This window comes from Streptomyces iconiensis (assembly GCF_028657195.3).
GTDB lineage: Bacteria > Actinomycetota > Actinomycetes > Streptomycetales > Streptomycetaceae > Streptomyces > Streptomyces iconiensis.
Genome location: NZ_JANCPR020000092.1, coordinates 1 through 14,807, shown reverse-complemented (window position 1 = coordinate 14,807; position 14,807 = coordinate 1). Strand labels below are relative to the sequence as shown.

The window sequence follows — 14,807 nt, the reverse complement described above, 5'->3', positions numbered from 1 at the left end:
GGCCAACGGGGAAAGGGGCGAAGCCCCATTAGGAACAGAACCCCCCACGGCGGAGCCATCCACATCGACAGAGGAACCAACACTGTCGGAGGCAAAGGCGGAGGCACCCGCAGAGGCAAAGGCGGAGGCACCCGCAAGGGCGGAGGCGGAGGACACATCAACACGAGCCCCATCCGCATGAACCGCAACATGCGGAACATCCCCCACCGGCACATACGCGGCCGAGAACACCCCATAAGGCGCCCCCCGAGAAGGCGGCGCCGTCACATGGAACCCCGGGTAACTGCCGAGCGCCAGCTCAACCGCCGGCGCCGAGACGGCGCGACCGACAACCGAGGCATCCGGATCCCGCACGACAAGCCGCAGCAGCGCACTGCCCTCCTCCTGGACGGCCGCGTCGGCCCTGTCCGTACGGGCAAGACTCCACCGCACCTCGCGCGGCCGGACCCCCGCGAGCGCGGCCTCCATCTGCCCCCGCACAAGCGCGGCCTTGGCGTCCACGTCAAGGCCGGTCAGCACGAAGGTGACCTCGTTCCGGAACCCCCCGAGCCGAGTGAGCCCGACCTTGAGCGTGTCGGGCGGCGGCTCACCCCGCACACCGGAGACGGCCACCCGGTCGTCACCCGCCGGGGCAAGCCGCACGGAATCCAGGCGCGCTGTCACATCGGGACCGAGGTAACGCGGCCCCGAGGTCTCATAGAGCAGTTGAGCCGTAACGGTGCCGACGGTGACCGCGCCACCCGTACCCGGGTGCTTGGTGATGACGGACGACCCGTCGGGACGGATCTCGGCGAGCGGGAACCCGGGGTGCCGCACATCAATACCGTCACGCCGGAAGAAGGAGTAGTTCCCGCCCGTGGCCTGCGTACCGCACTCCAGCACGTGTCCGGCGACAACGGCCCCGGCGAGCCGGTCCCAGTCGTCCTCGGCCCAGCCGAACCACGCAGCCGCGGCCCCGCTGACGAGCGCGGCATCGGTGACGCGCCCTGTGACGACGACATCCGCGCCGGCTCGCAGACAGGAGGTGATCCCGGCGCCACCGAGATACGCGTTGGCGGTGAGCACGCCCTCGCCCCAGTCACCCGGCGAGTCCGCGCAGCCACCCGGCGAGCCCCCGCCCGAGAGCAGGTCGTCGCCCTCGACATGCGCGACCCGCGCGGGCACACCCACCCGCTCGCTCAACTCGCGTACGGCGTCCGCGAGTCCGGCCGGGTTGAGGCCGCCCGCGTTGGTGACGAGCGTGACGCCGCGGTCACGCGCGAGCCCGAGGCCGTCCTCAAGCTGCTGCAGGAACGTCTTGGCGTAACCACGCGAGGGGTCCTTGAGCCGGTCACGGCCGAGGATGAGCATCGTCAGTTCGGCGAGGTAGTCACCGGTGAGCACATCGAGGGGGCCTCCGGTCAGCATCTCGGAGAGCGCGTCGAAGCGGTCACCGTAGAACCCGGACGCATTGCCGATCCGCAGGATGTCGCCCGTCATACGGCCCCCGCCGCCGCGGCCGGCCCCGCGCCGGGAGCGTCCCCCGCCCCGGGAGGCCCCGGGTCGGGACGCCCCGAACCCGTACCGGCACGCCCCGAGGCCGCACGCCCCACCCCCGGCGGCCCGGCGAACGACTGCGCGATACCCAACCACCGCTCCGCATCGGCACCTTCGGCCCGCACGGCCGCATCGCTACGGTGCACGCGCTGCGTCACCAGGCGGCAGAAGTCGAGCGCTTCACCCGTAACGCGTTGCGCGGCTTCCTCAGGCCCGTGTGCCCACACCGACCCGTCGGGGGCCGTGAGTTCGACCCGGAAGGGCGCACCGGGCGGCTCCAGCCCGTGCACGGCGTACGCGTAGTCCCGGGCCCGTACGCCGATACGAACGACCTGGCGCAGCCGCGCGGTCGGCACCCGTGTGACGCCGAGTGCGTCGGCGACATCCTCGCCGTGCGCCCACATCTCCATGATCCGCGCGGTGGCCATACCGGCCGCGCTCATCGGCATGCCGTACCAGGGCAGGCGCGCACCACCGGGCTGCGCGCTGAGCGCGGCCAACAGATCGGCGCGACCGGTGCGCCAGCTCTCCAGTAGTGCGGCGGGCGCCAATTGGGCGCCCTCTTCCGCCCCTTCGTCGATGAAGTCCATGGAACCGGACTCCATGTAGCGCTCCGTTTCCCGCCGGAACGCCTCCGCTTCGGTGGCCGCCAGTAGTGCGCGCTGGTCCGTCCAGGCCAGGTGAGCGATCTGGTGCGCGACGGTCCAACCGGGGGCGGGCGTGGGCGCGGCCCACCGCGCGGGCTCCAGGTCCGCCACCAGGCGGTCCAACTCGTCGCCCTCGTCCCGCATTTCGTCGAACACGGCACCGGGTCCCGCCATGCCGCCCTCCCCTCATCGGCCTTCGTGCCACGAGGGTGGCAGTCGGCACAGAAACAAGCAAGCGTGCTTGCATTGGTTTTTCGACCTCTCCCCGGCCTCCGTCCCGAGGGCACGGCCGCCCTGAATGCGGAGTCGCCCTGAATGCGGGGCCGCCCCGGATGTCACCGCACTATGGCTCCCCCTCCGCTTGCCGCGCCCTCCGGGTGCGCGCCCGAAGGGATGGGTAGTTCCGTACGCACCGACGGCGGGGCACCACGCCCGCACCCGCCAACGGCGGGGACGCGCACGCACAGCACAACGGGGAGGCAGGGCACACACAAGCGGTGCCCCTGGATGACGGGAGCGCGGCCGTGAACAGCCAGGCGGACCGGACAGGCAGGACGGACCAAGCGAGTCGGGCGACTCGAAGGACCGTGACGAGCAGGACGGGCGGGACGGGCGGACCGAGCAGGCCGGACGGGCCAAGCCGGGCGGACGGAACGGACGGAACGGGCAGGACGCCGAGCCACACGCGTCGGCCCGAGAAGAACCCCGTGCGCTGGCACCGCACCATGCCGCTGCACCGGCTCGACGTACCGGCGCCCCACGTCCTCCCGTTCGCCATCGGCTCGTTCGACTCCATAGGGCCGCTCTCCCGCGCCTCCTTCCCGCACCGGCACACGTTCTACGAGATCGCCTACGTCACACACGGCAGCGGAGCGCACGTCATCGACCTGTACCGCTGGCCGCTGCGCCCGCCTCACTTGTGCTTCATCACGCCGGGGCAGGTGCACCACTGGCAGGAAGTAGTGGGCCTCCAGGGGTGCGTGGTGCTGTTCGACGAGGCGTTCCTGCTCGCGCACCCCGGCGACCACGAGCTGCTGCGCAGGCTGGGCGAGCGCCCCTCGCTGCCGCTGGCGGACACGGCGGCGGCGCGGGTGGACGAGCTGCTGGCCGGTATGCGCGGCGAGTACGCGGAACAGCAGCGCGGCGCCGCCTCGGTGCTCCAGGCGTATCTGCACATCCTGCTCGTGCACGCCGACAGGCTCCCGCCCGACGACCACGGGCCGCTGCGGGACGCTGCGTTACGGGAGGCGGACGAGTCGGCCGCTCCCGGCCGTGCGGCGGCCGTCTCAGGAGAGTTCGTACGGCTGCTGTCGCGCCCGGGTGCGGCGGCCGAGCTGTCCGTACGGGACTGGGCCGCCGAACTCGGCGTCTCGGTGGGCTACTTGAACACCGCCGTACGCTCGTGCACCGGCCGCACACCGGGACAGCTCATCCGGCACGCGCAGGTGCTGGAGGCCAAAAGGCTACTGGCGGGCACGGCGTTCACGGTGGGCCGGGTGGCACGCGAGGTGGGCTTCGCCGATCCGGCGTACTTCTGCCGCTTCTTCCGCCGCGAAACGGGCGCCAGCCCGGGCGAGTTCCGCAGGGGCGCCGACGGCGCCACAGGGTCCCGTCCCGAGCCGGGCGCCGTGGCCGAGCCGGATGCAGCGGCCGGGCCGGGCGCAGGGTGCGCGCCGGACGCGGGGCCCGCACCGGGCCCGGGACACGGGCCGCCGGGGCAAGGGCCCACCGAGCGCTCCGGTGGCGGCGGCCACGGAAATCACCACGCTCGGCGCAGTGTGTCCATCGACCGGCCACTGCCACGCCCGTAACTTCGATCCCGGTCGGGCCCTCACCGGACCGGACGCGTCCGTCCCCGCACTTCCCCCACCTCTGGAGAGCGAGGAACTGACAGTGGACGACGAGACACGTACACCCGACGCCGCATCCGGCGCACCCAAGCCGGGCCCGCGCGGCGTCAGCCGTAAGGCCGTACTCAGAGCGGCGATGGTCGCGGGCCCCGCGGCTGTCCTCATGGGCGGGACGGCGGCCGGCGCTGCCCCGGCGCTGGCCCGTGAAGCGCGGGCGGGAAAGGACGGCGAACAGCGCCTGGAGCCCACCCCCACCTGCGACGACGGGGACGACCCGACGCCGCCGCAGACGGAGGGCCCCTACTTCAAACCGAACTCACCCCGGCGGGACTCGATCGTGCCGCCCGGAGCCCCGGGTACGCGGCTGAAGGTCAGCGGCTTCGTGTTCGGCATCACGTGCAGGCCACTGGCGAACGTGCTGCTCGACTGGTGGCAGGCCGACGCCTACGGGCAGTACGACAACACCGGTTACCGCTTCCGTGGCCACCAGTTCACGGGCGCCGACGGCAGCTTCACGCTCACGACGCTGCGCCCCGGCCTGTACCCGGGACGCACTCGCCACCTGCACGTCAAGGTGCAGGCGCCCAACCAGCGCATCCTCACCTCGCAGCTCTACTTCCCGGGTGAGCCCCGCAACCAGACCGACCCGATCTTCGACTCCCGGCTGCTGATGAACGTCCAGCAGGACGGCTCGGGACTCGTCGCCGCCTTCGACTTCGTGCTGAACGTGAGCTAGCGCCGCCCGGCGGTCGCCGGACCGCACACGGGCCTGCGCACGGGCACGCCGCCCCGGTGGGATTGCTCCTCCCACCGGGGCGGCGCACGCCCGTACGTGCCCGTACTGCTCGTGCCCGTACGCGCTCGTACGTGCTCGTGCCCGTACCTGCTCGTGCCCGTACGGGAGCAACGGCGTACCACTAGGGCGGCGTATTACGGACCGCCTACTGGGACGTCGTACGGACCGCATGACTACAGGCGTTCAGCCAGCACCTCGGCCAGGTGCCTGCCGCGGGGGCCGCCCATCTGTTCCATCTGTGTGCGGCACGAATAGCCGTCCGCGATGACCTCGGTACCAGGCTCGGCCGCGCGGAGAGCGGGCATCAACTGGTCCTCGGCGCAGGCGGCGGACACGTCATAGTGGCCCTTTTCGAAACCGAAGTTGCCCGCCAGCCCGCAGCACCCCGCGCTCAGTTCGCCGGTCATCCCCGCGCGTGCGCGCAGCCTGCGGTCGGCGGCGTCGCCCAGTACGGCGTGCTGGTGGCAGTGGTTCTGCCCGGCGACAGGGCGGTCGACGCGGGGCGGCTCCCAGTCGGGTGCGTACTCCTCCAGCACCTCGGCGAAGGTGCGCACCGACCGCGCGAGCCGCGCCGCTCGCGGGTCGTCGCCCAGCAGTTCGGGCACGTCGGTCTTCAGCGCAGCCGCGCACGGCGGCTCCAGGACCGCGACAGGCAGCCCCGCGTCCAGCGCCGGCTCGATCCGGTCGAGGGTGCGGCGCATGACCGTACGGGCCCTGTGGAGCTGCCCCGTGGAGACGTAGGTGAGCCCGCAGCACACCTGCCGTGGCGGGACCGCGATGCGGAATCCGGCGTCCTGGAAGACCCGTACGGCGGCCGAACCCGCCTCGGGCGACAGGTAGTTGGTGAAGGTGTCGGGCCACAGCACGATCCGCCGCCCCTTCCCCGCGTCCTGACCCGGTCGACCGGGCCGGCCCGGCCGTGCCTGCCGTCCGAGCCGTGCCGGCCGGCCTCGCTGTGCGCGCCACCAGCGGGTGAAGGGCGTACGGGGCAGCTCGGGGATGTCCCGTTCGGGCGCCAGCCCTCCGAGGCGCTTGCCGAGCGCGACGAGCGGGGCGACGCGTGCGCCCGCGTTGAGCAGCGGCACCGTGTGCGAGGCGGCGGCCAGCCGCAGCCAGAGTGGGAGCCACCCCATCGAGTAGTGCGCCATGGGGCGGCGCCTGCCCGGTGTCTCTCCGTCGGCCGAGCCCTCGTAGTAGTGATGCATGAACTCGGCCTTGTAGGTGGCCATGTCCACCCCTACAGGGCAGTCGCTCCTGCATCCCTTGCACGAGAGGCACAGGTCCAGCGCGTCGTGGACCTCCTCGGACTGCCAGCCGTCCGTGACGATCTCCCCCGCGAGCATCTCGTGCAGCAGCCGCGCCCGCCCGCGGGTCGAGTGCTTCTCCTCGCCGGTCGCGCGGTAGGAGGGGCACATGACGCCCGCTCCCGGCGCTGTGTCGGCGACACGGCACTTGGCCACGCCGACGCAGCGGCGTACGGCGGCCGAGAAGTCCCCTCCGTCGTGCGGATAACCGAACTCCACGTCCACGGGCGTGCGCGGCAGCGGGGCGAAGCGGAGGTTGGCGTCCAGCGGAGCGGGGCGCACCAGCATGCCCGGGTTCAGGCCGCCGGCCGGGTCCCACAGGTCCTTGAACCTGCCGAAGAGGCCCACCATCTCCTCCCCGTACATCTTCGGCAGCAGCTCGGCGCGCGCCTGCCCGTCACCGTGCTCGCCCGAAAGGGAGCCGCCGTGTGCGACGACGACATCGGCGAGCGCGTACGAGAAGTCCCGGAACCGCGCGATGCCCGCCTCGCCCATCAGGTCGAAGTCGATCCGTACGTGGATGCAGCCGTCACCGAAGTGCCCGTACGGCAGTCCGCGCAGGCCGTACTCGCCCAGTAGCTTCCTGAAGTCCCGCAAGTAGGCGCCCAGTCGGGCCGGCGGCACCGCGCAGTCCTCCCACCCCGGCCACGCCTCCGTGTCGGCCCCCGCTCCTGTCCCGGCTCCGGCCCCGGCTCCGTTGCCGGTCACGGAAGCGCTGCCGGGCAGCCGCGTCGCCGTCCCCGAGGCGTCCTCGCGTACGCGCCACAGGGCCCGCTGGCCGCCAGGGTCCGTGACGAGCGCGTCGTCGGTCGTGCCGTCACGCGCCGCCGCGCACAGCTGCTCGGCGCGGGCCCTGGCGTCGCGCTCGTCCTCGCCTCCGACCTCCACGAACAGCCAGGCGCCGCCCCGGGGCAGCGAGGCGCGGGCCGTGTCGCTCACCAGATCGTTGGCCATGCCCTCGACGGTCAGCGGACGGTACGGCAGCAGTCCGGCCGCCGCCTCGGCCGCCGAACTCTCGTCCGGGTAACCGAGCACCGCCAGCACCCGCGCGCCCGGTACGGGTACCAGCTTGACCGTCGCCCGCGTCAGCACCCCGAGCGTGCCCTCGCTCCCCGTGAAGGCGCGCGCCCAGTCCTCGCCCTTCTCCGGCAGCAGCTCGTCCAGTGCGTAGCCGGAGATACGGCGCGGCAGCTCGGGGAAACCCGTACGCAGCCGGGCCAGTTCGCCCTGAACGAGTGACGTGGCGCCCGACCTGAGCCGGTCGGGAACGCCCTCGCCGCCACGGGTGAGAACGGCACGCTCACCGGCGTACGTGAGGACATCGAGACCGGCGACGTTGTCCGCCGTGGTGCCCCAGGCCACCGAGTGCGACCCGCACGAGTTGTTGCCGATCATTCCGCCGAGCGTGCACCTGCTGTGCGTGGACGGGTCAGGTCCGAACGTCAGCCCGTAGGCACCCGCCGCCTGCCGCAGATCGTCCAGGATCACGCCCGGCTGGACAACGGCTGTCCGCGCCTCCGGGTCGATCTCCTCGATCCGCCGCATGTGCCGCGCGAAGTCCAGCACGACGCCGACACCCGTCGCCTGCCCCGCGATCGAGGTCCCCGCACCCCGCGAAACGACCGGCACCCCGTGCTCCCTGCACACGGCGAGGGCCGCCTCCACCTCGGCAGCGTCCCTGGGCGCCACCACTCCCAGCGGGACCCGCCGGTAGTTGGACGCGTCCATCGTGACGAGCGCCCTGTCCTGCACCCCGAACTCCACCTCGCCGCCACGCACCGCGCCCCGCAGTGCCCGTTCAAGATCCCGTGCGTCAGCCATACCCCCAGCGTGCACGCTGCCGGTCCCCGCTCGCTGCCCCTTGTCCACGTGGGCGGGTGCGTTCCCCCACGAGGGCGCGCATCAGGGGCCGCGAGCCGCCGGTACGTTCCCCCTCAGCCCTCCGGCACGGTCGAGCGCGTCTCAATCCCTCCGGGCCCCGGCCTAGTTGAGCCACCCGATGTCGCACACCTCAACGGCGCCCTCGTGCACGGCGTACCGCATCCAGCAGAAGTGGCCGAACGCCTCGTGCACCTCCGCTCCGACGATCTCCCGTACGTCGGGAAAACTGCGCGGGCTGCGCTGAACGCGTTCGAGCAGGTCCAGCACCTCCGTACGGGCATCGTCGTCGGGCAACGCGTCCAGCACCTGGACCGCGAGGTCGTCCATCACTACGTCGTGCATACGGCACCCCCGTGCTCGTGGAACTTCTCCGACGACGGTACGGCTATCGGGCGGGATCGGGCACAACCTCGCACCCGCTGTGGGCAACACGACACGGCGCTGTCGAGAAGTCCGCACATCCGCCCCCTGGACACACCGGTGTCAACTCCCTTACGGCAGCCCGTCGATGGCAGGAGCGCGGCGGGGGGGGCACGGCCGGAGCGCGGCCCGGACGGCCTGCGCCAAGGGACCGGCTCGCTCAACACACCCCCGCGCACGGGCGGCCCAGGCGTGCCGTGCCCCGCGGTGAACTGCGATCGTGGCCCCGCCCCACATCAGCGCCCCACATCAGCACCACACGAGAGGCCCGCTCTCATGACCGGAACCGCCGGCCCCCTCCGCATCGGCACCCGCTCCAGCCCGATGGCGCTGGCGCAGACCGCACACGTCTGCGAACTGCTGCGCCGGCAGGAACCAGGGCTGGCGCTCGAAACGGTGCCCGTCACCACCGAAGCCGACCGCTGGCACGGTGACCTCTCCGAACTCGGCGGAAAAGGCGGGTTCGTCAAGGAGATCGACGTCCAACTCCAGCGCGGCGAGATCGACATGGCCATCCACTGCCTCAAGGACATCCCCGGGGATGTTCCGCTCCCCGAGGGCCTGCTCTTCGCCGCCGTACTGCCGCGCGCCGACGTCCGCGACGTCCTGGTCGTTCCGGAGGGCTCCCCCGTCACCGCCCCCTCTCAGCTGCCCCCGGGAGCGACCGTCGCCAGCTCCTCCGTACGCCGCAGGGCACAACTGCTCGCGCTCAGGCCCGACCTGCACGTCGCCCGTATCAGGGGCGCGATCGGCACGCGCCTGGACCGGCTGGACGGGAAGCCGGACGCGAAGCGGAAGGGGAAGGGAAGCGCCGGCGTGGCGGACGCGCTGATCGTCGCGCGCGCCGGTCTGGAACGCCTGGAGCGTACGGACCGTATCCGCTACGAGTTCCCCGTCACCGAGATGGTGCCCCCCGTCGGCGCGGGAGTCCTCGCCCTGGAGTGCCGCCAGGACGACACGCGCGTGACCCGCGTGCTGGAACGCCTCAACGACGCCAAGACGCAGCGCGAGGCCACGGCCGAACGCGCCATGCTGCGCGCCCTGCGCGGCCACTGCAACAGCCCCATCGCAGGTCACTGCGGCACGGGACCGGATGGCCAACTCACCCTGCGCGGCATGGTCTTCACCCACGACGGCTCCCACTTCGCCGAGGCGCACCACGAGGCCGCACACGGCGAAGACCCCGCCACGCTCGGCTCCCGCGTCGCCACCGCGCTCCTGCACAGGGGCGCACGCGCCCTCATCGACGCGATCCCCCACTGACTCCCACTGCCCCCTGAACCCTTCGCCCTCGCCCCGTACGGCCGACGAGCCGGCGAGCCGTCCCCTCAGACCTGCACATCCCCCTGAGCGGCGAACCCCTCCACCAGCCGTGGCGGGGCCGCCTGCTGCCAGGAGTCGACGAGGATGTCCCGCAGCTCGGCCATGTCCTCCAGCGCGGCGAGCCGTGCCCGCACCCAGTTCGAACCGGCCTCGTGCGGCGGAACCCAGAACTTCCCGGGCTCGGCCGCGATCAGCTCACCGCGCTCCAGCCGGGGGCAGCGGACGGCGAAGGACGCCTGATCGTCGGGCATGGTCACGAACATCTTTCCGGCGACGCGGAACGTGGGCATCGCCCACGCCTCCACCTCCTTCGTCTCCGGCAGGGACAGAGCGATACGGCGCACGTCCTCGGGTCCGGGACGCTGCCCGGGCGCGGTGCCAGTCATGGCCGCAATCCTAGGCCGGGCCCGCCGAAACGCTTCCGGCCAGCCGTACGCGAAGGCACAGGACGAGGGGCCACAGGCGAGCGCCCGATCTCGCCCCCTGGACCCTCGACCCCGTTTCCAGCCAGGACGCACTACGCTTCGTCCGTGGCTGATCTCCAGATTCCCGCTGACATCAAGCCCGCCGACGGACGATTCGGCTCGGGCCCCAGCAAGGTACGTACGGAGGCGCTCAGCGCCCTGGCTGCCACCGGTAGCTCTCTGCTCGGTACCTCACACCGCCAGGCTCCCGTCAAGAACCTGGTCGGAAAGGTGCGCGACGGAGTGCGGAGCCTCTTCGGGCTCCCCGAGGGCTACGAGGTGGTACTCGGAAACGGCGGATCCACGGCCTTCTGGGACGTGGCGACGCACGGACTCATCGACTCCCGCTCGCAGCACCTCGCGTTCGGCGAGTTCTCCTCCAAGTTCGCGAAGGCCGCCCAACAGGCCCCGTGGCTCGGCAAGCCCAGCATCATCCAGAGCGACCCGGGCACCCACCCGACGGCACTCGCCGAGGACGGCGTCGACGCCTACGCGCTGACCCACAACGAGACCTCGACCGGCGTCGCCATGCCGCTGAGCCGCGTCCCCGGTGCCGCCGACGACGCGCTGGTGCTCGTCGACGCGACCTCGGGCGCCGGTGGCCTGCCCGTGGACATCACCGAGACCGACGTCTACTACTTCGCCCCGCAGAAGTCCTTCGCCGCCGACGGCGGGCTGTGGATCGCGGTCTTCTCACCCGCCGCCGTCCAGCGCGCCGAGCGCATCGCCGCCTCGGAGCGCCACATCCCCGCGTTCTTCGATCTCCAGACGGCGATCGACAACTCCCGCAAGAACCAGACGTACAACACCCCCGCCCTGTCCACGCTCTTCCTGCTCAACGACCAGCTGGAGTGGATCAACGGGCAGGGCGGTCTCGACTGGGCCGTCAAGCGCACCGCCGACTCCTCCTCGCGGCTCTACGGCTGGGCGGAGAAGTCGGCACACGCCACCCCGTTCGTGACGGACCCGGCCCAGCGCTCGCAGGTCGTCGGCACGATCGACTTCGCCGACGGCATCGACGCCGCCGCCGTGGCGAAGGTGCTGCGCGCCAACGGCATCGTCGACACCGAGCCCTACCGCAAGCTCGGCCGCAACCAGTTGCGCGTCGCGATGTTCCCCGCCGTGGAACCCGCCGATGTCGAGGCCCTCACGGCCTGCGTCGATTACGTGATCGAACGCCTCTGACCGTAGCGTTGGCGGCCGGCGCCGGGCCGGGTGGGCCTCCACCCGGCCCGGCGCTTTTCACTCCCTCCGTCCTGTCTGTCTCCCCCCTCCCCGGACACCCCCCTCGGACGTTCGAGCGAGAGGGCGCATCCCGGCGAGGCACCACGGGTACCCGGCCTGCATGACCACTCCCAGCACCGGCTTCCAGCTCTTCGCCCACGACCGCAGAGTCCACCTGACGACGTTCGCGCGCGAGGGCACGCCCGTCGCGCACCCCTCGGCCATCGCCGTCGAGGGCGACCACGCCTACGTCTGCACGCCCGCGAAAGGACGGCAGAACGAGCACCTCGACCGCTATCCCGAGGTCGAGATCCGCACCCGCATCGGCACCCCGATGAAGGCCCGCGCCCGCCGGCTGCACGGCAGCGAATCCCGCCATGCCGCCCTGCGACTGGCCCGCAGGCACCCCCTCTCCCAGGGCCTCGTCGCACCGCTCGGCTACCGGCTGATGCTGGATCGGCCGGTCCACTACGAACTGCGACTGGTGGGCGAGTGAACCGGACCGGCACCCTACGGGCGCTCACCTGCTGAGGTTCTGGAACTTCCGTATCGCCAGCGGCAGGAAGACCGCCGTGAGGGCCAGGGGCCAGACGACGGCCATCATCGCCGAGTGCTCCTCGATCCAGCTGCCGCCCGAGGGCAGCGGGTTCCCGTACAGGTCACGGATGGCGTTGGCGGTGGACGAGACCGGATTCCACATGGCGATGGCGCCGAGCCAGTCCGGCATGGCGGAGGGCGGGGTGAAGACGCTGGAGACCATGCCGAAGGGAAAGGCGAGGGCGAAGAGATTGCCCGCGGCTTCCTGGTTCGGCGTCGCCAGACCTATCAGCACCCCGATCCAGATCAGCGCGAACCGCAGCAGAAGCAGCAGCCCGAAGGCGTAGAGCGTCGCGAGAACGCTGCCGTCCGAGCGCCAGCCGACAACGAGCGCGATGGCAGCGAGTACGACCAGATCGAGCGCGGCATGCAGCACGTCGGAGACGCCGCGCCCCGTGACGACGGCCGAGGGGGCCATCGGCATCGAGCGGAACCGGTCGGTGACTCCGCGTTCCTTGTCGACGACGACGGACATGGCGGTGTTCATGAAGCCGAAGGCCATGGTCATCGCGAACATGCCGGGCAGCGCGAAGTCCTTGTAGTCGACACCCGCACCGACGTCCATGGCGCTGCCGAAGACATAGACGAAGAGCAGCACGGACACGATCGGGAAGCCGAGCTGCCAGGCGATCAGCGAGGGCTGCTTGACCAGGTGGGTCAGATCCCGTCTGACAATGGTCCAGCAGTCGGCCAGCGCCCAGTACAGCCTGCGTTCACGGCCGCCGTCGGCCTCCGCCACCTCATCGGAAGTCAGCACACTGCTCATACGGCAACCTCTTCCTGTGCGTCGGACTGCTCGCTCGCGGCACGTTCCGCACGGCCGCCCGTCAGTTTCAGGAACACCTCGTCCAGCGTCGGACGGCGCAGCCCGATGTCCTCGACGGCCACACCTGTTTCCTGGAGGACACGCGCCACCTCGGCGAGCGCGGCGACCCGGTCGTGGACGGGCGCGTGCACCCGCAGCTCCTCGCTGTCGGTCTCCGGCTCCACTCCCCCGGACGCCACCCTCGCCACGGCGCTCACGGCCGCCGGGATGTCACCGGCCTCGGCGACGACGACCTCGACACGGTCGCCGCCGATCGCCCGCTTGAGCCCGGCCGGGGTGTCGTCGGTGACCGTACGGCCCTGGTCGATCACGGCGATCCGGTCGGACAGCTTGTCGGCCTCGTCCAGATAGTGCGTGGTCAGCAGCACCGTCGTGCCGCCACGCGCGAGCGAACGCACCGCCTCCCACACCTCGTTCCTGCCGCGCGGGTCGAGCCCGGTGGTGGGCTCGTCCAGGAAGAGCACCTCGGGCGCGAGGATCATGCTGGACGCGAGGTCGAGCCGGCGCCGCATGCCACCGCTGAAGTCCTTCGGCTGCTTGTCGGCCGCCTCGGCCAGGCTGAACTGTTCGAGCAGTTCGCCGGCTCTGCGCCGGGCACGGGCAGCGCCGAGATGAAAGAGGCGGCCGAACATCTCCAGGTTCTGCCGCGCGGTGATGATCTCGTCGACGGCGGCGTTCTGACCGGTGAGCCCGATCCTGCGGCGCACCTGGCGCGGGTCCCGGCTCACGTCGTACCCCCCGACGGTGGCGTGTCCGCCGTCGAGCCTGATGAGGGTGGACAAAATGCGCACGGCGGTGGTCTTGCCCGCGCCGTTGGGCCCCAACAGCCCATGAACGGAGCCGCGTTGCACCGCGAGATCCAGCCCGTCGAGTGCCCGTTTGTCCCCGTACGTCTTCCTGAGCCCCTCGGCGAGCACCGAGAAGTCGTTCGCTACCACGTGCCCCTCCCCTGTCGTGTTCCGCGCCCCAAAAATGAGTACGCTGTACTCAGACAAGAAAAGCGTACACGCTACGCAGATCCACGCCACCGGTTATTTAGGATGGCGATCACCATGACCACGGAGCCCAACGAAGACGGCGGCATCGCCCGACTGACCCGCAGCCTCGACCTGATGTGGGGCAGAACCGAACGGGACCGACCCCCACGCGGCCCCAAGCCGGCGCTCACCCTCGACAGGATCGTCAAGGTCGCCATCCGCCTCGCCAACCGCGACGGCCTCGCCGCCCTCTCCATGCGTTCACTCGCCACAGAACTCGGCGTCGGCACGATGTCCCTCTACCGGTACGTCCCCGGCAAGGGCGAACTGATCGACCTGATGGTGGACCACGCCTTCGGCCCCGCCAGCGCACTCCCCCAGAACACCGACCGCACCGACTGGCGCCACATGCTGGAGCAGATCGCCGAGGGCTCCTGGACGCTCTACACCACCAACCCGTGGCTCATCCAGGTCAACCGCGCCCGCCCCATCCTCGGCCCCAACTCCATGGACAGCTTCGAACAAGCCCTCACAGCCCTGAGCGGCCTCGGCCTCACCGGCCAGGAAAAGGTCAGCATCCTCGTAGCCATCGACAACCTGGTCCTGGGCGCCGCACGCGGCTACGTCCTGTACCAACAGGCCGCCCAGCAGTCCGGGTTCAGCGACGAGGCATTCTGGCGCACCCAAGAGCCCTACATGGTGCGGGCACTGGAAGACGGCGTGTACCCCCACATCGCCGCACTCCCCGAGGACTCCTTCTCCCGCGAAGCAGCCGACACCATGCGCTTCGGCCTCTCCGCCCTCCTGGACGGCTTCGCCACCCTCATAACCACCCGCCAAACCCCCTAACGGCCGGAACCCCCACCTCTGCCCCACTTTTACCAAGAGGGCCCCGAACTCGCCCCGCCCCAGCCTTTATTCCAGGGCTGGTCCCGATACGGGCGGGGGGAGTCCTAGAGGGG

At 71.3% G+C, this 14,807-nt stretch carries 12 protein-coding genes and 1 pseudogene; 6 read left to right on the top strand and 7 right to left on the bottom strand.

From position 1 onward, the window contains the following. Positions 1–86: 86 nt before the first annotated feature. Together NMN56_RS42355 and NMN56_RS42350 are read right to left on the bottom strand one after the other, a co-directional pair. Positions 87–1,479 (bottom strand): annotated as a pseudogene (locus NMN56_RS42355) (acyclic terpene utilization AtuA family protein); the annotation flags it as partial. After that, positions 1,476–2,357 carry a TIGR03084 family metal-binding protein gene (locus NMN56_RS42350; RefSeq protein WP_274045052.1) on the bottom strand — a complete coding sequence of 294 codons (882 nt, stop codon included), beginning with the start codon at positions 2,355–2,357 and terminating at the stop codon, positions 1,476–1,478. The pseudogene NMN56_RS42355 and the gene NMN56_RS42350, both read right to left, overlap by 4 nt. Positions 2,358–2,890: 533 nt before the next feature. On the opposite strand from NMN56_RS42350, the gene NMN56_RS42345 reads away from it, so the two are divergent. Further along, a complete protein-coding gene (locus NMN56_RS42345; protein WP_347178920.1) occupies positions 2,891–3,994 on the top strand; it encodes a helix-turn-helix transcriptional regulator in 1,104 nt (367 codons plus the stop codon). 82 nt (positions 3,995–4,076) lie between these two features. Next, a complete protein-coding gene (locus NMN56_RS42340) occupies positions 4,077–4,769 on the top strand; it encodes a dioxygenase family protein (protein ID WP_347178919.1) in 693 nt (230 codons plus the stop codon). Between the two features lie 233 nt (positions 4,770–5,002). Here the strand turns inward: NMN56_RS42340 and NMN56_RS42335 are convergent, their stop codons facing one another. Together NMN56_RS42335 and NMN56_RS42330 are read right to left on the bottom strand one after the other, a co-directional pair. Then, positions 5,003–7,954, bottom strand: coding sequence for an FAD-binding and (Fe-S)-binding domain-containing protein (locus tag NMN56_RS42335; protein WP_274045050.1), 2,952 nt, complete (start codon positions 7,952–7,954; stop codon positions 5,003–5,005). A 162-nt stretch (positions 7,955–8,116) separates the two neighbouring features. After that, positions 8,117–8,356 (bottom strand): hypothetical protein, encoded by a 240-nt coding sequence (locus tag NMN56_RS42330; RefSeq protein WP_274045049.1) that lies wholly within the window; start codon positions 8,354–8,356, stop codon positions 8,117–8,119. A gap of 354 nt (positions 8,357–8,710) precedes the next feature. On the opposite strand from NMN56_RS42330, the gene hemC reads away from it, so the two are divergent. Continuing rightward, positions 8,711–9,697, top strand: coding sequence for a hydroxymethylbilane synthase (hemC, locus tag NMN56_RS42325; protein WP_274045048.1), 987 nt, complete (start codon positions 8,711–8,713; stop codon positions 9,695–9,697). Positions 9,698–9,762: 65 nt separating this feature from the next. Here hemC and NMN56_RS42320 read toward each other — a convergent pair whose 3' ends face one another. Beyond that, the gene (locus NMN56_RS42320; protein WP_274045047.1) at positions 9,763–10,143 is read right to left on the bottom strand and encodes an MmcQ/YjbR family DNA-binding protein; all 381 of its coding nucleotides are present in this window, start codon (positions 10,141–10,143) and stop codon (positions 9,763–9,765) included. Positions 10,144–10,287: 144 nt separating this feature from the next. Between NMN56_RS42320 and serC the strand changes: the two genes are divergently transcribed. Then, positions 10,288–11,406, top strand: a complete 1,119-nt coding sequence (gene serC / locus NMN56_RS42315; protein ID WP_274045046.1) for a phosphoserine transaminase — start codon at positions 10,288–10,290, stop codon at positions 11,404–11,406. 160 nt (positions 11,407–11,566) lie between these two features. Further along, positions 11,567–11,941 carry a PNPOx family protein gene (locus NMN56_RS42310; protein WP_274045045.1) on the top strand — a complete coding sequence of 125 codons (375 nt, stop codon included), beginning with the start codon at positions 11,567–11,569 and terminating at the stop codon, positions 11,939–11,941. Between the two features lie 24 nt (positions 11,942–11,965). Here the strand turns inward: NMN56_RS42310 and NMN56_RS42305 are convergent, their stop codons facing one another. Together NMN56_RS42305 and NMN56_RS42300 are read right to left on the bottom strand one after the other, a co-directional pair. After that, positions 11,966–12,808: an ABC transporter permease gene (locus NMN56_RS42305; RefSeq protein ID WP_274045042.1), complete on the bottom strand. Its 843-nt coding sequence runs from the start codon at positions 12,806–12,808 to the stop codon at positions 11,966–11,968. Continuing rightward, positions 12,805–13,806: an ATP-binding cassette domain-containing protein gene (locus NMN56_RS42300; RefSeq protein WP_274045041.1), complete on the bottom strand. Its 1,002-nt coding sequence runs from the start codon at positions 13,804–13,806 to the stop codon at positions 12,805–12,807. The genes NMN56_RS42305 and NMN56_RS42300 overlap by 4 nt, the downstream gene beginning before the upstream one ends. 114 nt (positions 13,807–13,920) lie before the next feature. Between NMN56_RS42300 and NMN56_RS42295 the strand changes: the two genes are divergently transcribed. After that, complete coding sequence (locus NMN56_RS42295) at positions 13,921–14,694, top strand: TetR/AcrR family transcriptional regulator (RefSeq protein ID WP_274045039.1); 774 nt, start codon at positions 13,921–13,923, stop codon at positions 14,692–14,694. The last annotated feature ends 113 nt before the right edge of the window (positions 14,695–14,807 follow it).